Genomic DNA, 17937 nt, shown 5'->3' on the forward strand with positions numbered 1-17937 from the left:
CAAAGGTATTCCTCTCGGCCATCGCTCTCGCTGCTACAGTCCTATTCTGGCTGTAAATCAATGAGTCTGGAGCCTAGTCGTACGTTCCCAACCAAGTTTTCTTTTGGCTCGACCACATTTACTTGCTTCGGAACTTAGTCGGTGTCATTCCGGTTTGACCTCGGAAAAAGCGAGTGAAATGGGACTTGTCGGAATAGCCGAGCATCAGACCAATCTCCGCAATTGTCATCTGGTCTTCTTTGAGGTGCTCTTTGGCGACATCGACACGCAGCCGTTTGATTTCACGGGGTAGCGTTGTGCCTTGTCGCTGAAGCGCTTTCAGAAACCGTTCCGGTTGTATTCCCAGCATTCCAGCCACCATCTCAGGTCCCAAATCGGTTTCATCTAGTTTGTCGCGTAAGACAGAGCGCAAAGCTGCCACCACGGTTACTTCTTCCTCTTGTTGAGGTGAAGCTATGGGCTTGGCAGAGCCCTCAGAGACATGGTGCAAAAACAACCATCCCACAGGAAAACTAATTTGCATTCCGGGATCAGTCCCAAGGCCAACCTCGATCCCTTTGTAGTCGATAGGCAGCCCATTGATGTATCTGCTTTCCCATCGCACACGCGAAGAATCCCAAGAATCTCCGACGACGGTCTGCAATAGGCGTACATAGATTGCGGCACCAAAACCGGTCACCTGAATGGGTGGGACAGTTGGTTCCTGTTGCCTCTCGATACGATAAGTCGCCTTGTCTGCTTCAATCACAAGGCTGTGCCGCACAGAATTGGACTCCTGCGGTACGAGCCCAACAAAGCGGGTAAAAAACTCGAATAACGTTTTCGTAGATTGCAAGGCTTGAGCGAAGGGCGGCCATCCTTGTAGGTCAAACACCTCACCTACATTCAGTCCTAGGTATCGATCCTCTGATACTTCTGAGAAGGCATTCACCAAACCGTAGACCAGCTCTGAGTGAACGAACACAGATGGGTCAGACAACAGTTCAGCTTTCAAGCCGACCTGATCCAATGCTGGTTGCGGATTGATTTTACGTTCGGTGAGATATTGCAGAAACGGAGCTGCTAAGGAGAGGCGAATAAAGCCCTCGCTATGCTCTTGAGAGGTGGAGTTGAAAGGCAAGCTCGTCACCCTTGTGATGATTAGTAGTTTTGACTGGTGGCCATTTTTACGATCACATTCGAACATGCCAATTCAAAAGTGGCAACCGAGGCAAATTTTTCCGGACTACAGTTGGCAAAACATGAATATGAAGGGAGTACTTATGTCCGGTCTACGAATGTCGCTTTGCTCGACGGTAATTGTCGCTGCAGGACTTGCTTTTTCAGCGTCCGCGCAGGCTCAGGATCAAGAAGAACCCCAAACGTTGTTTACCAACGTGCACATCTTCGATGGAGTGAGTGAACAGCGCATCGAGAATGCCAGCGTATTGGTCGAGGGCAATCTGATTAAGGCCGTATCAACCGACGCAATCGATGCCCCCGACGCTACGGTCATTGACGGAGAGGGGAGGACACTGACCCCCGGCTTCATCGAAAATCACGCACACCTGATGCTGCCAGGACCCACCTTGCCCGCAATGGAAGCCAACAGCACTTGGGAAGACCTCGCGATTCACGGCACTCAAATGGCTGAGATGTACTTAATGCAAGGCTTTACCACCGTAAGAGATGCAGGTGGCGCTAATGGAGGTCTTCGCCGCGCAATCGACACCGGGACCATTGCCGGGCCGCGTTTCTACCCTGCGGCTGCTTTTCTAAGTACGCGTGGTGGCCATGCTGATTTCGCCAACTTTACGGCGCCTGTTGGCCAGTCTTCGAACTTCAGCCGTCTGAATATGGCCCAAGAAGTCGACAGCGTCTCTGACATGTACAAGTTTGCTCGTAACAACTTCCGGATGGGAGCAACACAACTGAAGTACATGCAATCAGGCGGTGTAGTTTCAGTGTTTGACCCGTGGCAGTTATTGGCAGGATCGACGGCAGAGTTAGAAGCGGCCGTGCAGGTTGCCAACGAATACGAAAGCTACGTCATGGCCCATTCCTACCGCAAGGAAACGATCATGGCGGCACTGAATGCTGGTGTGCGATCAATTGAACACGGGTTCATGTTTGATTGTGAAATATCAGCGCTGATGGAAGAGAAAGGAGCCTACATCACGACCAATCTCACCGCATTTGATCCAAATCTCTTCGATATTCCTGCCATTCGAGATGTCCCAGCCAGCTTACGAAAGGCACAGTCAGCTACGCAGGCTTTTGGCGACTACATAAAAAACATGAATGAGTGCCCAGCTAAAAGAGGGTTTCACACGGATTGCGTAGGTTCTGTAGCCGCCTGCAATATTCAAATTGCCTATGAAAAACATCTCAATAATGAGTTCTTTGGCTCTCACGCCTCGTTGGTCGCAATGACATCTACTGGCGGTGAAATCGCCGCTTTGTCCGGACCATTCATGAACCCCTATCCCGAGGGCAATCTGGGTGTGATTGAGGAAGGAGCCTATGCGGACATCCTGCTGATCGATGGTAACCCCCTCGAAGACTTCTCGGTCGTTGGCACGGGTGATCAGTGGTTTGGTGCCGATCCGAGGCCGGAAAGCCCTGAAACGATCCGGCTTATCATGAAGGACGGTGTGATATACAAAAATACACTGAATTGACCCCAAAACTCGACTGGAGAGTATTCATGTTCCTTTGGTTTCGTTCCGTCTTGCTCGCGGGTTTGGTCTGTTACGGTCATTCCGCCATGGCAACGCCAGGAGCAGCGCTGGATTGGGCAGACCTCCCGGACCCATCTGTGCAGGTCTTTGAGGATCCCTATCGGGAGCTCAGCCCCGAACAGTTCGACGACGTCCTATTCGTTGTGCGGATGCGTGGCAGGCTGCAGCAAGACACTGGCAGCGCGGAAGAAAGACTGAATTGGCAGGAGCTTCTGACCGAGACCGAGGATGCCTTGGCGGGAGTTGGCGTTGATGTCGATTGGCTGCTCGATCAAAGAGAGCTTGTGAAAGAACGGCGAAGAAAGGCAGGAACAAACGGAAATCCGCAATTCGACGGTCAAACAATAACAATCGCGGGCTTTGCCATCCCGGGCCCGAGCGATCCAGACGGGCGATCTGTGGCGTATCTAGTGCCAGAACGAGGAATGTGTAGCCACATGCCCCCGCCCCAACCCAATCAAATGATTCGCGTGCGGTTGAATGGCGACTGGACGCCCAGCTATTTCCACGAACCCGTTCGGCTGACGGGCACGCTGACTATCGATCCCACTGTTCAGAATATGATGGTTGTGGACGGCCTCATGCCTATGAGTGCGACATTCCAGTTGGAGACGGAACGTGTCGAAACTCTGGAAACCGAAGCAGACAGGCTGGAATGGAAGCAGCGTGCCGCTGATCGTATCCGAGCGGCGGGCAATCGCAAGACCGGCGGGGCAAAAGCGTCTGAATGATAAGACTTCTCGTTGTCGTACTGAGTATTGTCTTTGCCGGCGCGGCGTCGGCTCAAGGTCTGTCCGGGCCCTCTTCGGTCGAAGCTGATCTTGAGCCCGGAGATGGACTGACCGATCCACAATATCGTTCCGATTTTCCGCGCAATACCGCACCGGGTTGGTTTCAGTGGAAAGACCGACTGGCGGAGAATGGGTTTCGGTTCAACATTGATTACTTGGCATTGGGCCAAACCACGAACGCGGATCTGGGGGAGGGCGAAGCTGCCAGCGGAATTGCGCGGTTCTATGGCAGTTGGCAGGCGACTGAACAGGGGTCTTTGACATTCAAGATCGAAGACCGGCACAACTATACCGATGTTGCCCCACAGTTTCTTGGTCTGGATGGTGGAGCCCTTTCGATCACGGGAACAGCCTTCAACGATAATGGTTTGCTATTGACCAACCTGTTCTGGACCCAAAGGGCCGAGAACGGTTCGTGGACGCTGCAAGTCGGCCAGATTGATGTAACGGACTTTGTGGACATTTATGGGTTGGTAAGCCCATACAGTGGTTTCCAAAACCTGTCTTTCAATACCAACCCGACAATCAACGCACCCAACCAAGGCCTTGGCATTGCGGGCGGGATAAAGCTGAGCAAGAACCTCTACGCTGTCGCGAGCGTCTCAGACGCAAACGCCGACCCGTCTGATCCAAACTTTGATGTGTTTAGCGACGGCAATCTCTTCAAATCACTCGAACTTGGTTACACCTCTGGCTTTGATCGCATTTACTTCGACAATATCCATCTGACCCTCTGGCATGCGGATGCGGCTGACGATGGTAGCCGTCCAGAAGATTACGGTGCCGCGTTCTCAGCAGCATGGTTTATTGACAATAAGTGGATGCCGTTCTTCCGGGCAGGGGCCTCAAAAGGGGCAGCAGCACTCTATGATCGGTCCGTTTCTGCGGGTATTGGCTACTACGGTCGCAATACCGATTTGGCCGGGTTGGGCCTGAACTGGGCCGAGGCAAGAGGCATAGATGGCGATCAGTTCACACTCGAAGCATTCTACCGTTTTTCAATCGCACCCGGACTGCAGATCACGCCATCGGTACAATTCATTTCCGACCCGCTTCTAAATCCCGATCAGGACCGGATTACCCTGTTCGGTCTAAGAACCCGGATCGTTTTCTAATGCGGGGTGAATGCAATAGGTAAGTGGCAGTGCCAAAGGGCGACTAAGTGAGATCAACAGGACTTAGCAAAGCCCGCTTTCTGCGCGTTGCCACCGTTAGCGCGGACTGCAGCACCCGGTAGCTTTGGGCTCTCCTGGCACCTTCGCCGCGAGATCCATGAACGACCGTTTCGCGATGGAGCGCCTTTCGCGGCGCGGCGCACGAACTGGCAAGACGCGGGACAAATCTGCCATTCGGCCTCGCGGTCTGAACGGCAGGTTTTTTCCAAGCAAGTTTGATTAGCTCATAGCGTTATGCATAGTCAGGCGCGTCCAACGTTTCACCGTTCATGTTCCCTTCGACGGCAGCGACGTAGGCCTTTGCAGTGTCTGCCGCCGATAAGCCCGTGCTTGAATCCATGCCCATCATCTCCATCGTTTCCTTGACGAAGACCGGGCTGACGGTGTTCACCCGTAGTTCGCGATCAAGTTCGAGTGCTGCTGCCTTGGCAAAGGATTCCAGCGCCCCATTGGCGATGCTGATCACCACCGAGCCCTGCATCGGTTCTCGTGACAGTATGCCGGCAGTGAGCGTGAACGATCCAGCATCGCTGATATGTCTCTGTCCAACGCGGACAAGGTTGATCTGGCCCATCAGCTTGTGGGGTCGATTCAGGCTGAGTGCAAAATAGGGCGGTAAGGAGATTTCTGAAAAGGTTGGTACGTAGCCGACCCTTCACCGCGCCAAGCCCGAACTGGAAAGACGCGGACAAAACGGACATCCGACGCACAAGGCCGAATGTCCGCTTAATCCAATCAATCTCAGTTGATATCCTGAACATCCATGACCAGGTTTTCCCAGTTCCGCTGGTTTTCCATGTCGTGCTCTAGGCCCTGCTCGTCTGCGATCGTGAAGCGTTTAACGGCTGATGTTTTGCTCGTTGCCTGGTAGAGCCAATAGGCCTCGGCCTTCAGGGCCTCATCGATAGGCTTGTCGATCGACTCGTAGACCATCTGCTTGCAGGCATTGATGGACTCTGCCGGGAACTTGGAAATCCGCTGCGCCAAGGTGTTTACGTAGTCGTCGATCTCATCAGCATCCAACGCTTTATTGATCGTGCCCATTGCCTCGGCTTCATCGGCGTCAAAGTCTCGGGCACTCAGGATGATTTCCAGCGCGCGGCCCAGACCGGTCTGACGGGCCATGCGGGACGCACCGCCGCCGCAGGGCAGGATACCCATGCCGACTTCCATCTGCATGAACTTGAATTTGCCACGCGCCGCAAAGCGCATGTCCAGCGCCAGGGCCAACTCGTGGCCACCACCGCGTGCGAAGCCTTCCAGCTTCGCGATCGTGGCCTGAGGCACCTTGCTGATGCGTTCGCAGACCGCTTGCAAATCGAGCAGCTGGGCTTCATCGCGGGAGACAGCTTCGGTCGACATGTCCTTGAGCAGCTCGGTGTCGTAGTGGCAGACCCAAACCTCGGGGTTCGCGGATTGGAAGATGACCACCTTGGTATCGCGGTCCCGCTCCAGCCGCATGGCAAGGCTGTTGAGGTCGGCCAGCATTTCCTGGCCTTGCACATTCACTGTTCCAAAATCGAATGCCACCGTTGCGATGGCGTCTTGGACCTTCACGTCAAAGGTTTGAAAATTCTCGTATTTCATCAGTCAGTCCTTTCTTGGGTCCGGACAACGCATGTCGCCGGAGGGTTGCAGCTTCAGGTGGTGTAAAAGACGCCCGACGTCAGACGGGCGTCAGTGGGATCAGCTGAGAGATTTCAAAGCATCTTCGATGCCTTGCATCACCTGCGCCGAATGAGTTGCGTCCAGTGCAGCCGCATGTGGCTGCGCGAACTGGCCGCTGTCATTGTCAAAATACTTGCCCGAAACATCCGCGAACGACGACCCGAGCGCCGCTTCACGCAGGATGTTCGCGCCGATGGACAGATCGTTGCCCGCGACGCCGTAGCCTTCCTTGACCATCTTCGAAGCCAACAACGATCCGGGATTGACGGCGACGACGACGGGTCCGTCGGTCAACTCCTTCGCCAATTCGCGGGTCCAGATCGTGATGCCGAGCTTGCTTTGCGCGTAGGCGTCATTGTGGCCAAGCTGTTTTTCCCCGCGCATGGCAGCCAAATCAATCGGCGCTTGCGCGGCAGAGGATAGATTCACGATCCGCCCGTCTTTCGGAATGATCGGCAGAAGCGCGCGGGTCAGCGCATAGGGCGCCAAGGTGTTGACCATGAACCGCACATCATGGCCGGCCTCGGTCTGGGTCTCCGCGACTTTCAGCACGCCCGCGTTATTGATCAGCACATCAAGGCGGTCGTGTTTCTCGCGCACCTCTGCCGCGAAGGTTTGGATATCGGCCATACGCGACAGGTCAGCGGCATAGGTTTCGACGTCGCCGCCGACCTCGTTGACGGCGGCTTCCAGTTTGGCTGCACCGCGTCCATGAAGCAGAATTTTGTGCCCCTCTTTTGCGAGGGTCTGCGCCGTCAAAAGACCGATGCCGTCTGTTGATCCGGTGATAAGAATTGTCTTGGTCATGATTGTCTCTCTCCGTTTGCTCGTGTTTCGTGGGTCCGATGATGGGAACAGGCAAAACGCACTAGGGTGCGGCTCTCAATGCTTTTGCGGATGGTCATGACGTTTGGGTCTTCGACCATGTCCAACGCGGAGTGCCCGATGGAGGGCCGTCCCTGATTGTCGAAGATGTTGAAGTAGGCGACCTCATCCGGGGTCATCTTCGACATGTAGATCCACTGATGATTCGGGTTTGCCGCCAACCCCATGATCTGTCCTTTGCGGTCGGGATAGATCAGATCAAGCAGGATCCAGTCTTCCGGGGCGACGCTCGACGGCAGGATAAACCCGAGCGGGGCTGAGTTGATCGCCGCCTCGATCGGTCGCCAGATGTTAATGAAGGCGTAGTGCCCCGCGCTCCATTTTGCCGCTGTATCAGCACCAAGAATGTCGATCAGTCGCTGTTCTGCGCCGTCAGGGCTGTAGTCGCTGTGGACGTTTCGTGCGGGCTTGCGCGCGGCGTCAGGGTCATCCACCCGGATCGTGTGATCAAAGATGATCACCTCCTGCGCGTCCAGCTTGGTCGTCAGAAGCGACGTCAGCTCTGCGTCGTACTCCGCTTGCCAGGCATCATCGTTTTGCGCGAACGAGACCGCTGTGGGGGCGAAAGAAAACGCGACAGCGTCATCCTCGAATGATGGGTCTGTGGCTGACCTGCGCGCGTCGCGCACTTTCACTTCGGTTGGGGCGAGTTCTGGCGCGATCAGATTGCCAACGATGCCACCGGCATCAAGCTCGAACGCCTGACGCTCCGGTTTGTGGACGTGATAGTTCACTGTCGCTGTCTGAGTCATTCCGCTCTCCGCTCTGTCTTGAGCTTTGACCTATACCGCTGCGCAGATATATAAACGGTAGATAATCGAATTCAGTTTTCTGGAAAAATATACAATATGGATACGCAAAGCCTCCGCCTCTTCGTCCTTGCTACTGAAACGCTGAACATCAGCGCGGCGGGCCGAACGCTAGGGATGGCACCGGCGGTGGCCAGCGCGCGGCTCGCAAAGCTTGAAAAACTGCTGGGCGCCGAATTGTTGCATCGATCCACTCGGAAAGTCTCGGTGTCCCTAGAGGGGCAGGACTTCTTGCCGTACGCCCGAGAGATGATCGAACAGGAAGAAGCGGCCCTCGCCGCATTCGGCAAAGGCAAGGCCGAGGTGAACGGGACATTGCGCTTTGCCGCTCCAAGCACCTTTGCCCAGCTCTATATCGCGCCCCTGTTGCCCGCTTTTATGGATGCCTATCCAGACCTGACGCTCGATTTGCATTTATCAGATACCCAGTTCAACCTGATTGAGGGCAGCTATGATCTGGCCCTCCGCAATTCTATTCTGGAGGACAGCAGTCTGACGGCGCGCAAACTGGCAAACGACACACGTATTCTTTGTGCAGCACCAGACTATCTTGAAACACATGGGGTGCCCGGCACACCGGATGACCTCGCGGCGCATCGTCTGGTCGCCTTCAAGGATCTGGAGCCGCGCGCCTTGGTGCCAGATGACGGAGCCAAAGCAACATTCGACCTCCACAAAGCCTCCCACAGGCTGATCGTGAACGACGGGCTGACACAAGTGCGTGTCACGCTCAAGGGTGCCGGCATTTCGATTAACTCCCTCTGGGCGGTCCACAGCGAGCTGAATGATGGGTCCCTTGTGCAGGTGCTGCCCGGGTACACACTGGCGGACAATCCGGCGCTTTGGCTGATCTACCCCAAAAGCAACGTAGTCTCCGCAAAGGTCCGCGTCTTTATGGACTATCTGATCCAACAGATCGGACGGTCAGCGGCTTGGGCCGGGTCCTAGGCGCCACACCTCTATTATGTAGAGAAAACGAATTCTGTTATCAAAAATATGTCCATTTATACGCAATCTAAGGGTAATATCTAATGTCTCGGAAGCAACAGGCTTGACCATCAGAAAGTTGAGACAGGACATGACACAATCTGCATTAGAGCGCGCACGCGCCGTGGAACGCCCCACACGCGAAGCAATGCTGCAACGCGCCCCGCAAGTCGCGCAATTTTGGAATGACAACCAGGAGCTGTTCAAACACGCATGGAAGGAATGGGAGCAGGCCAATCAAACCGCCTTGGATGCATCTGTTCATGACGACCGTCTCCGCGCAGCGGTCGAGGGGGCTTGGAAAGACCCGGCAACCGAAGGCGAAGTGAAAAAACTATGGGAAGAGGTCTTCCCCGGTGTCTACAAAACCCAGTTCTTTGACCCCGAACGGCTGTTCGTTTTGCGCAGCTATCTGGACAGTGCCGCCGATGCAGGCATTCCGCTGCGCCCGCCCTATGGCATTTCCCTCAACCGGGGCGGTGCAATGCTTGACCCGCGCTCGGAAGGGCATCTTGGGGCCTCAGCCTTCCAGACGTTCTACCGCGACCTGATGAACACCTATATGCGGCCCATCTCACGGCTCTTGTTCCCGGATGTGATGGGATACGACACGCAGACCTTCGGGTTTTCCATCCAGTGGCAAGCAGATAACGACACGTCGCTCCGGCCTCACTCAGACGCATCATCGGTCACGCTGAATATCAATCTAAATCTACCGGACGAGGCCTATTCTGGCTCCGCTGTCAGCTTCATTGATCCCGCGTCGCGACGGGTCGAAAAACTGCACTTTGAGCCCGGCACGGCCTTGATCCACCACGGCAGCGTCCCCCATGCGTCTGAACCGATCACCGAAGGTCAACGCTCCAATTTCGTGCTGTGGCTCTACGGTCAAAACGGCCAGATCCCGCATCCTGGTGCGTTCGCGCCCACAATCGATCCGCGCGCGCGCTGGACGGTCCCGACCGATCCATCGGACAGGTTTGCGCCCTTCTGATCCGCGAACCTCGACAGGTTGGTTGGGTGATAGACGTCGCCCAGCCAACATAGCGGAGGCTCGTTGGCCGCTTTTTCAGATAATCTCGAAGCAGCCATTGGTGCAGGTTGCAGCATTCGTTGTTTTGGGCTCTTTCAAGACCTTGGGTGCAGCGCAGCATTTCGGTTCAAGAACCACTCGCCATCAATTTGAACGGCCCATAGCCGACATCCATCAGCCCTTTGAAATACTGCGTTAGCAGCCCGCATTTCAGACATTCGCTGCGATTGCGAAAGCTAGTCTAGGTGAATTCTCACTCCGCGGTCGACAGTGGAATCGCTACCTCAGACTTGTCTCATTCATTGCTAGATTTCTATGGCTACAACAAACTCCAGCCAGCTATCGATGCCGGGGGTCAAGATCTGGGGCCAGGCACGAAAACAAATCTGAGGGCACATGCGAATTTGATTCTCTAAACCTTTTTACAATTGAATCGCGCCAATCAAACGATGTTCGTAACATCACAACCTTGTCTCGGGTTCGCCAACAAAGAATTTTAGAACCGATAAGTCGCGCCTAGCACAGGCCCCGACTGATCAAATGTAAAATCGTTGCCGTTGATTTCATGATCGAATGAGATATAGCGATAGCCACCGCGGATCAGCCACCTGTCGTTGATTGCGTAATCTGCCGTCAGCAGAATCTGCCAGGTTTCACTGTCGCTGCGGAAGCCTCCGTAGTCGACAAAACCGGAGCCCGACCACTTATCCGAGAACTGTACCCGTGCTCTGGCGCCGATGACAGGGTCGGTCCAGCTATCATCTGCCGTTGTTGTGCGCCCCGGTGCCGCGCCGGGTAGAAGGGTAAATTCCGTTTCAGTGCTGAACCACCGGAAACCCCCGGCGACGTCAACGGTGATAGTTGGCGCTTCATACACTCTGTAGCCAACATAGCCACTTAGGTATTGTGTGGTAAATGATGTCTCCAGACCCGAGCCGACAGGTCCAGGAGCGCTGTTACTGAAAGATAAGTCTGTGTAGTTGTAATCTGCAAGTATCAGCCAACGTCCGTTGGTGGCCGAGAACGCACTCATAAAGGCAAAATCGAGGTTTTCCAACGCATCCGAAAAGCTGAGCGTACCGTCCAGAGTGCCCAAAGGTGTGTCCAATGTAGTCTCTGTTTCCGGCATGAACAGGTAGATTGTGGCCTCATATGACCAATCGGATTGTTGAGCCGAAGCCACTGTGGCCAAAGATGCAAAAAAAGCAACTCCGCAAGCGCAGCTTTTCACCCAAATTGACGAAGTCATTCTGTCCCTCCCGTCAAACAATCAAGTTTGAATAAATGGTCTTTGGTTTGTGGTTGTTTAGCCATGGGCCTCATTCTACAGTTCCTTCGGTTGCCATGGAACCGCTGCCGACACGATTAATATCAGTGTTCGGGAAGAACTCGGACCAGACATGCCAGAATGCGCCTGCGCGCAGGGTTTCGACACGTTTTAGCTGACCCTGATCTGAATGGCCCCAAAAATCGCAATGGCTCACAGGTTGACCAAAGTCGTTGTACCAAACGCCTAGGCTTTCATACTTTGGATCCAAGCTGACCACGACATCTCGTCCGCCGACATTGGAATTCACGATCCACTCGTTCTCGACGATGAAATCATCAGTCCAGCAAACCGCATCCTTACCGATCGTAATTCCCCAAACGTAGGTTTTATTTGGTAACCGATCGTCCGAACGATCCATGTTGTCCATCACGGGCGCGTCTTCCTGATGCTGGCGTCCGATGCCCCAGCCAAACGTGATCTCGGTCATCATATCCAGCAGGCGCAAAAATGGGTTCGGGGATGGCTTGTTCAGAAATACCTCACCGTCAGGATAGGCCTTCTGAAACCCGCGGAACGTCATTCGAAAGGTTGGCCAGGGCTCCATTTGCGCTTCGGGTCGAAGGGGGCAGGCAGGACCGTCGGAGTTAGGGTCGCGGTCCGCCTCGCGGAAACCATAGATGTGCTGGATCGGCTCGCCCATGTCGTTATCGCGCAGGATTAGGTTATTGCCATGCTGGGCCAAAACCTCGAGATTCAACCGTCGTCCTTCTATTCGCGGAATGTAACCCTGACCCAGATTGGCCATAGCGCAATAGGTCATGACCACGTCTTCGCCACCCAAGCCATCTACATTCCCGGCCAGATGAGGGCGCATAATCTGCGCATCCGGGTGCGCGCGGGCTTGGCCGTTGTTTTCGATGACTACGACGGGCGCAGTTGGTCCGACATATTTGCGGGCTTCTTCAATTGGAAAGTACTGTGCGTCATTGAGCTGGTTCCTTAGACCCAAATGCACCCAAACGTAGGGAAACCCATAAAGAAGAAGAGTAAGCACAGCCGCTATGAGCCAAAGCCAGAAAGGGCCAGCGCCCAAAAGGAAATGCGCAAGTGTTGCCGCTGCAAATCCGCCAAGTCCGATACCGATCAGGCGATATTCATTGCGGATAAAGCGCACCATATTCTCGCGCTTTACCTTCAGCAGCATTTGAGAGACGTCGCCAAGGTCTCTGAAATAGACAAAGCCGATCCCAAGGGATGTGATCAAACCCAGTGCAAAGAAAAGTAGTCCAATCATGTGATGATCCTAAAGGCTTTGGTGCGTCGCTGCCGTTATCGGTGTTATTGCTGCGGGGCTTGGCGTTTGATCAGGAACGCCTCAACCGCTTGTCGCGATTCTGGGCGCGTGTTTTCAATCCCTTCATAGGGCACGCCATAGGCCGGCGGACTATCTGGATATTTCTCTTTACGGGCCATGTGTCGGCCCAGAATTCGCACAAACTCCTGTCCACCCCAGGCGCCAACCTCGGTTGAGACTGAAAATTCTTCGCGAGTGTCGCGATATAGGTCAAAGAATTCGGCGGCGATGGGGTTTTTGCCAGGTGGCGGCAAGATGAGTTTGAGTTGATCTTTGACGACGGCTTCGGGTTTTTTGTCTGAATAGATGATCACGTGGTCGCGGCGCGATTTTGCTTCGTCGTCGAAAAGCAATGCAGCAGATTGATCCACGCCGTCAATCAAGCGATCGCGTGGGACAAACTGATCGGCACCGGCGAAGCGAGCCATCGTTGTATAGAGATCGGAGATGTGGATGATGCTGTTGAGAAGGCCATCTGCTGTGATCATGCCGGGCCACCGGATAAATGCATCAACCCGTACACCGCCCTCGGTGGTATCGGCTTTACCGCCACGAAAGATCATCGGAGTGAACCCTGATTGCGGTGAGTACTTGGTGAAATGACCGTTGTCGCCCATTACTATAACGATTGTATTCTCAGCTAAGCCGAGCTCGTCAATTCTGGTGAACAGATCACCAAGCCATTGATCCAGCAACTGCATCTTGTCGACATAAAGTCCGCCGTTAGCGCTTTTAGGACCCGTTCTGCCGGTTCGTGTGTTGTCCAGCGGGATCATGGGCCAGTATTGCAGGAAGAATGGTTCTTCATCGCCAGCCAAACGCTCCAATTCGTCCATGGTCTTGTCCTGGAAGGCTTGGTTCATCTCGTCATACTTTGCGGCGTTCCAGCGCTCGCCAGGTTCCATTCGGATTTCGCGGATCGGGCCGCCAGCTTCGCCTTCAATAACGGTCATCATGGCCGAGGCATCAGGACGGAACCACTGGTCGATGGTGTACTTATCATCGTAGTCCCGAATAGCCACCGAAACCTGTTCCTTGATCGCGTCGTCATGGAAGATCGTTAGTTGCCCCTGTTGGTGGATTGCATGCTGGGCATAATCGAACCCTTGATTCATCGCCCAGCTTTCTGAAATATCCCCCATGTGCCATTTGCCAACGTGGCTGGTAGAGTATCCAGCCTGTTTTAGTACTTCCGCCAGTGTAACCTCTTCTCCTGGAAGGCCTTCCCCGGCGATATCAACCTGCGTGTTGCCCATTCCCATACGGACGGGTAGCCGCCCGGTCATTTGGGCAACGCGGGTCGGGGTGCAGGACGGTTCGGTATACATCCGAACCATACGCATCGCTTCATCAGAGAAATCATTGATGTTGGGCGTCTCATAGCCCCGGACGGCATTCAACTCGGGTATTCCCATATCTCCGAAGCCAAGATCATCGATCAAGACACTGACTATGTTTGGGGGTTGCCCCTTGTTCCTATCTCGAAAAGCCGCCAGAGCCTCATCAACAGCGATGTCATCTTGCACCCATTTATCCGCGTGTTGTGCCTGCAAAACATAAAACTCAGCATCGTGTTGAATTGGGTCTTCCTGCGCCTGCAAAGGTGGTGCCGTAACGCATGCACAAAAAACCAGAAGCCATTGTAGTTTCATTCCGTCTCTCCCAGGTTTGAAGCCGAGCTTCGGTGTTTGATCTTAGATGCGTTAACCACTTGTAACATCGTTATATTCAAATATTTACTTAAATTTGCGACGTCACTGCCAGCTCATGAAAACATCACGGGTCAGTTCAGTTTCCGGACGCAGGTTTTCGATGCCCTCATAGGGGGTGCCTTTGCCGATCTCTGAATGTGGATATTTGGCGATCATCTTCTGGTGGCGCTTTATCATATCCTGAAAAGATGCACCGGCCCAAAGCGAGTAGCCAACCAACGGGTGTTCCTCACGAGGGTCCCGATAGATGTTATAGGTTGGAGCAGCCGCCCCGGGTTGACCAGGGGCAGGAAGGTGCATCTTGAATTCTTGTTTAACGACCGAGCGCAAGACAGGACCTTCGTAGACATAGACATAGTCGCGCCGACCGTTCCCCTCGCCGTTCAACAGTAACGCCGTCTGGTCAATGCCGTCTATCACTCGGTCCCTTGGGATAAAGGCGGTGGCTCCGGCAATTCGCGCCATTGTGGTGAAGATATCTGAAACATGAACGATGTCGCCAGCTGCAGTGTTGGGTTCGATCACACCGGGCCAGCGAATGAACGCATCGGTTCTTACTCCGCCTTCAAGATGCTGAGTTTTGCCTCCGCGATAGATTAGTTGGTTCAGGCCGGATGAGCCTTCATAATGATACATCAGACCATTATCTGCCATCAGAACAACAATTGTGTTGTCCGCCGTGCCGGTTTCTTCAAGCTTGGCCAAGAGATCTCCAATCCATCCATCAAGCAGTTGCAGCTTGTCAGCATGAAACCCGCCATTTCGTGAAATTGCCTGATCCGGGTAGACGAAGTTCAACGGGTACAGCGGCCAGTATTGCAAGAAGAACGGCGCATCCTCGGAGGCTACACGTTCGAGTTGCTCCAGCGCCTGCCGTTGATATCGTTCGTTCATCTCTTCATATTTGGCCTGCGTCCAAACCTCACCGGCTGACATGTCTACTTCCAGGGCGGGCCCACCGGCTTCGGCCTCGACACCGGTGACAAGACCATATGGCTTGAAGCGCTCATCCAGCAGGAACTGATTGTTCTGCCCCTCGGGCACGTAACCGAGCATGGCGTTGGACCTCATTGCCTCGGGGATCATGAGGCTCAGCTGCACTTGCTGGTGTAGTGGAAATGCGGCCCAATCGAATCCTTGATTGTGTGGGTACGATTGCTCAATGTCACCTTGGTGCCATTTGCCGATATGCGCCGTATTGTAGCCGACTTGTTTCAGTATCTCCGGCAGTGTCACTTCGCTGGTCGGAAGACCTTCTCCGACCAAAGCCACTTTGACCTCTTCGACACCGGCGCGTATCGGGTGGCGCCCTGTCAGCATGGCGGTACGTGTGGGAGTACAAGAGGGTTCGGTATACATGCGCATCAGCGACATGCCTTCGGTAGCCAACTGATTGATGCTGGGTGTCTCGATCCCCATGACGTAATTCATCTTGCGGTCACCCATCTGACCAAAGCTTACATCATCGATCAAGATGTAGAGGAAATTAGGAGGCTTGCCGCCATTGGCCGCACGAATTTCGGTCAGCTTTGCGTCGACTTCAACGTCTTGCGCATCCCATGCCTCACCAAACTGCGCGCGAAGGAATTCGAACTCGCCGTCATGAACAATCGGGGTTTCCTGAGCAAGCGCGGAGCCGGCACCAATCAACAACGCAGGCAAAATGTATCTAAGTCTCATGTCAAACCTCCAAATCTTTGTTCCGTACCGATTCCGAATCAAGGCGATGCGCCTGCAGCCGTCCGTCAATACTGCTGCGCAGGTCCGAAAGGCTTTCTGCCAGATCGGCGAGATAGCGCATCTGAAGAACAGACTGCGACCTTGGCGGCACCGCCAGTTCGGCGAAGACCTCTTTGTAGTCGCGGCAAATTCGATCAAACTCTTGGTCTTTTGCCCGCAGGTCCCGCAGCAGGCGACCCGCTTCGGGAAATTGGGATTCAAAGAACTCATCATCCGTCATTGGCAGCGCCCTTCAGGCATTCGTTTGCCAAGCATGCACCCAACAGAAAATGTATTGAACGTATAAAGCCGCATGCTACCGTAGCACCATGGCGACAAACCCTTATTGCGAAAGGATAGTTCTTTGACCGTCAGCATGGACGATCAGGAACAGAATGACATTCAACAGTTCTCGGCCGAGCAGGTGCGCGATGCGTTGGATAGGGTTCAGAAGTCAGATGAATTCAAAGGGTCCGCCCGCATGCGGTCTTTTCTGTCTTATGTTGTGATGGAATCGCTCGAGGGTCGTTCCGAACAGATACGCGCCAAAACCATTGCGATGGATGTTTATGGATACGACGCGGATGAGCTATTGAAACGCGAAGGCGTCGTACGCGTGGATGCGGGACGTGTTCGGCGAAAACTCCAAGCTTATTATGAAAGTAAGGGGATTGCTGACGAATTGGTAATCTCATTGCCTGTCGGGAGTTACGCACCCGAGTTTTTGCCAGGCTCCAATCGACGCAGCCAACCATTACGCGGAAGGCGGCAGGCTTACGCAGCCGTTATCTCGCTTTCACTTCTAGTAGCCGGTATTCTAGTCGGTGTTCTGATCGGCCGCGGTTCGCAATCTGTTGCTCCAATAACTGGCAAAGCTGCGATCTACGACGTGTCGCCAGCCCGCGTCGAAGCAATGAACCTAAGCAACGCAGGCCGGGATCTGATTTTTCCGGTTACAGATTTGGCAGGCCTTCAACCAGCGTTGTTGATATTTCAAACAGCAACTGAACGAGATCCGTTTTATTACGGGGGGTATGCTGGCGCTTCTCAGGTCGAAACCATGTTCGCCATCATGAAATCTGGCGATCCCGGTTCTGATGAGTTTTTGCACGCGGCCGACAAGAATAGTGCTTATGCTTTGGAATTGGCTCCGGATGCAGCATGGCCGCTTTCAGCGCGAGCCTGGTTTGAATTTGGGGTGGGCAATTACGATAGCGCAGTTCGATTATCCCAACGGGCCGTAGGTTTGGCACCCGATGATTCACATGTTGCTGAATTCGATGCCTTGATTTCCCTTTATACATCTGATTTTGAACGAGTTTTGTCTCAATCAGCGCGATATAGAGTCCTGGCCTCACAAGGAGGGGGACTTGTATTTGACAATGCATTGGGTGCGGCTCAGTTCCATACGGGAGACTATGCTGCCGCAATCAGGACGTTTGATGAAACAATATCGCGTGGTGGGCCGTTCGGACCAATTTCCGCAGCTTACTTTATGGCAGCCCACTGGAGGAACGGAGAACAAGCAGAGGCACAGCGGCTTGCAAAAGTATTTTCGGACACTTGGCCAAGCTTCCCTCTCGAAGCACTGAAGGCTCGAGTGTTTGTAGACCCGCAGCCAGTTCAAGAGCTGATCAGTGCAATGAAGGCTGCGGGTTGGTCAGGAACCGTCAGGCCCTGATTCTACGCAGTAGGATGTGTCACAATCAATTTGCTTAGATTGGAATGACATAAAGACCAGCGTAAAAATGCCAGCGCCATGCCGCGAAGTAGAGTTTGTTTGCGCCGCCCTCGGACAGCGCAGGTGTATCGGT

General features: G+C 54.0%; 16 protein-coding genes. 6 read left to right on the top strand and 10 right to left on the bottom strand.

What is annotated here, in order from left to right; all coding sequences use genetic code 11:
- Positions 1–118: 118 nt before the first annotated feature.
- Positions 119–1186, bottom strand: coding sequence for an AraC family transcriptional regulator (locus AC2FFB_RS15950; protein ID WP_496875167.1), 1068 nt, complete (start codon positions 1184–1186; stop codon positions 119–121).
- Here AC2FFB_RS15950 and AC2FFB_RS15955 point away from each other — a divergent pair.
- The 3 genes from AC2FFB_RS15955 to AC2FFB_RS15965 all read left to right on the top strand — a co-directional run bounded on the left by AC2FFB_RS15955 (position 1185) and on the right by AC2FFB_RS15965 (position 4626).
- Positions 1185–2660 carry a metal-dependent hydrolase family protein gene (locus AC2FFB_RS15955; RefSeq protein WP_496875168.1) on the top strand — a complete coding sequence of 492 codons (1476 nt, stop codon included), beginning with the start codon at positions 1185–1187 and terminating at the stop codon, positions 2658–2660. The genes AC2FFB_RS15950 and AC2FFB_RS15955 overlap by 2 nt on opposite strands.
- 86 nt (positions 2661–2746) lie before the next feature.
- On the top strand, positions 2747–3451 hold the full coding sequence (locus AC2FFB_RS15960) for a DUF3299 domain-containing protein (RefSeq protein WP_246097354.1): 705 nt from the start codon (positions 2747–2749) through the stop codon (positions 3449–3451).
- Entirely contained in the window at positions 3448–4626 is a 1179-nt protein-coding gene (locus tag AC2FFB_RS15965) for a carbohydrate porin (RefSeq protein ID WP_496694638.1), read from the top strand. The genes AC2FFB_RS15960 and AC2FFB_RS15965 overlap by 4 nt, the downstream gene beginning before the upstream one ends.
- 292 nt (positions 4627–4918) lie before the next feature.
- On the opposite strand, the gene AC2FFB_RS15970 is transcribed toward AC2FFB_RS15965, so the two are convergent.
- The 4 genes from AC2FFB_RS15970 to AC2FFB_RS15985 form a co-directional block, all read right to left on the bottom strand.
- On the bottom strand, positions 4919–5260 hold the full coding sequence (locus AC2FFB_RS15970) for an SDR family oxidoreductase (protein WP_185956751.1): 342 nt from the start codon (positions 5258–5260) through the stop codon (positions 4919–4921).
- A gap of 167 nt (positions 5261–5427) precedes the next feature.
- Positions 5428–6273, bottom strand: a complete 846-nt coding sequence (locus tag AC2FFB_RS15975) for an enoyl-CoA hydratase/isomerase family protein (protein WP_142640334.1) — start codon at positions 6271–6273, stop codon at positions 5428–5430.
- A 99-nt stretch (positions 6274–6372) separates the two neighbouring features.
- Positions 6373–7161, bottom strand: coding sequence for an SDR family NAD(P)-dependent oxidoreductase (locus AC2FFB_RS15980; protein ID WP_496875169.1), 789 nt, complete (start codon positions 7159–7161; stop codon positions 6373–6375).
- Positions 7158–7991: a CmcJ/NvfI family oxidoreductase gene (locus tag AC2FFB_RS15985; RefSeq protein WP_496875170.1), complete on the bottom strand. Its 834-nt coding sequence runs from the start codon at positions 7989–7991 to the stop codon at positions 7158–7160. The genes AC2FFB_RS15980 and AC2FFB_RS15985 overlap by 4 nt, the downstream gene beginning before the upstream one ends.
- A 96-nt stretch (positions 7992–8087) precedes the next feature.
- On the opposite strand from AC2FFB_RS15985, the gene AC2FFB_RS15990 reads away from it, so the two are divergent.
- Positions 8088–8996, top strand: coding sequence for a LysR family transcriptional regulator (locus AC2FFB_RS15990; RefSeq protein ID WP_496875171.1), 909 nt, complete (start codon positions 8088–8090; stop codon positions 8994–8996).
- Between the two features lie 130 nt (positions 8997–9126).
- Positions 9127–10029, top strand: a complete 903-nt coding sequence (locus AC2FFB_RS15995; RefSeq protein ID WP_496875172.1) for a 2OG-Fe(II) oxygenase family protein — start codon at positions 9127–9129, stop codon at positions 10027–10029.
- Positions 10030–10564: 535 nt separating this feature from the next.
- On the opposite strand, the gene AC2FFB_RS16000 is transcribed toward AC2FFB_RS15995, so the two are convergent.
- The 5 genes from AC2FFB_RS16000 to AC2FFB_RS16020 all read right to left on the bottom strand — a co-directional run bounded on the left by AC2FFB_RS16000 (position 10565) and on the right by AC2FFB_RS16020 (position 16364).
- Positions 10565–11317, bottom strand: coding sequence for an outer membrane protein (locus tag AC2FFB_RS16000; RefSeq protein WP_496690405.1), 753 nt, complete (start codon positions 11315–11317; stop codon positions 10565–10567).
- Positions 11318–11387: 70 nt separating this feature from the next.
- Positions 11388–12632 (bottom strand): DUF3179 domain-containing (seleno)protein, encoded by a 1245-nt coding sequence (locus tag AC2FFB_RS16005; RefSeq protein ID WP_496875173.1) that lies wholly within the window; start codon positions 12630–12632, stop codon positions 11388–11390.
- Between the two features lie 44 nt (positions 12633–12676).
- On the bottom strand, positions 12677–14344 hold the full coding sequence (locus AC2FFB_RS16010; RefSeq protein WP_271952038.1) for a sulfatase-like hydrolase/transferase: 1668 nt from the start codon (positions 14342–14344) through the stop codon (positions 12677–12679).
- 102 nt (positions 14345–14446) lie between these two features.
- Entirely contained in the window at positions 14447–16084 is a 1638-nt protein-coding gene (locus AC2FFB_RS16015) for a sulfatase-like hydrolase/transferase (protein WP_142639693.1), read from the bottom strand.
- A 1-nt stretch (position 16085) separates the two neighbouring features.
- Positions 16086–16364, bottom strand: a complete 279-nt coding sequence (locus AC2FFB_RS16020) for a hypothetical protein (protein WP_496875174.1) — start codon at positions 16362–16364, stop codon at positions 16086–16088.
- A gap of 135 nt (positions 16365–16499) precedes the next feature.
- Here AC2FFB_RS16020 and AC2FFB_RS16025 point away from each other — a divergent pair, with 135 nt between their 5' ends.
- Positions 16500–17804, top strand: a complete 1305-nt coding sequence (locus AC2FFB_RS16025; RefSeq protein WP_496875175.1) for a tetratricopeptide repeat protein — start codon at positions 16500–16502, stop codon at positions 17802–17804.
- The last annotated feature ends 133 nt before the right edge of the window (positions 17805–17937 follow it).

It is taken from the genome of Ruegeria sp. YTSA219 (assembly GCF_059609985.1).

Excerpts from the sequence above, each read along its gene's own strand:
- AC2FFB_RS15955 (WP_496875168.1), top strand. The coding sequence starts at position 1,185 with ATGCCAATTCAAAAGTGGCAACCGAGGCAAATTTTTCCGGACTACAGT.
- AC2FFB_RS15950 (WP_496875167.1), bottom strand. The coding sequence starts at position 1,186 with ATGTTCGAATGTGATCGTAAAAATGGCCACCAGTCAAAACTACTAATC.
- AC2FFB_RS15960 (WP_246097354.1), top strand. The coding sequence starts at position 2,747 with ATGGCAACGCCAGGAGCAGCGCTGGATTGGGCAGACCTCCCGGACCCA.
- AC2FFB_RS15965 (WP_496694638.1), top strand. The coding sequence starts at position 3,448 with ATGATAAGACTTCTCGTTGTCGTACTGAGTATTGTCTTTGCCGGCGCG.
- AC2FFB_RS15970 (WP_185956751.1), bottom strand. The coding sequence starts at position 5,260 with ATGGGCCAGATCAACCTTGTCCGCGTTGGACAGAGACATATCAGCGAT.
- AC2FFB_RS15975 (WP_142640334.1), bottom strand. The coding sequence starts at position 6,273 with ATGAAATACGAGAATTTTCAAACCTTTGACGTGAAGGTCCAAGACGCC.
- AC2FFB_RS15980 (WP_496875169.1), bottom strand. The coding sequence starts at position 7,161 with ATGACCAAGACAATTCTTATCACCGGATCAACAGACGGCATCGGTCTT.
- AC2FFB_RS15985 (WP_496875170.1), bottom strand. The coding sequence starts at position 7,991 with ATGACTCAGACAGCGACAGTGAACTATCACGTCCACAAACCGGAGCGT.
- AC2FFB_RS15990 (WP_496875171.1), top strand. The coding sequence starts at position 8,088 with ATGGATACGCAAAGCCTCCGCCTCTTCGTCCTTGCTACTGAAACGCTG.
- AC2FFB_RS15995 (WP_496875172.1), top strand. The coding sequence starts at position 9,127 with ATGACACAATCTGCATTAGAGCGCGCACGCGCCGTGGAACGCCCCACA.
- AC2FFB_RS16000 (WP_496690405.1), bottom strand. The coding sequence starts at position 11,317 with ATGACTTCGTCAATTTGGGTGAAAAGCTGCGCTTGCGGAGTTGCTTTT.
- AC2FFB_RS16005 (WP_496875173.1), bottom strand. The coding sequence starts at position 12,632 with ATGATTGGACTACTTTTCTTTGCACTGGGTTTGATCACATCCCTTGGG.
- AC2FFB_RS16010 (WP_271952038.1), bottom strand. The coding sequence starts at position 14,344 with ATGAAACTACAATGGCTTCTGGTTTTTTGTGCATGCGTTACGGCACCA.
- AC2FFB_RS16015 (WP_142639693.1), bottom strand. The coding sequence starts at position 16,084 with ATGAGACTTAGATACATTTTGCCTGCGTTGTTGATTGGTGCCGGCTCC.
- AC2FFB_RS16020 (WP_496875174.1), bottom strand. The coding sequence starts at position 16,364 with ATGACGGATGATGAGTTCTTTGAATCCCAATTTCCCGAAGCGGGTCGC.
- AC2FFB_RS16025 (WP_496875175.1), top strand. The coding sequence starts at position 16,500 with ATGGACGATCAGGAACAGAATGACATTCAACAGTTCTCGGCCGAGCAG.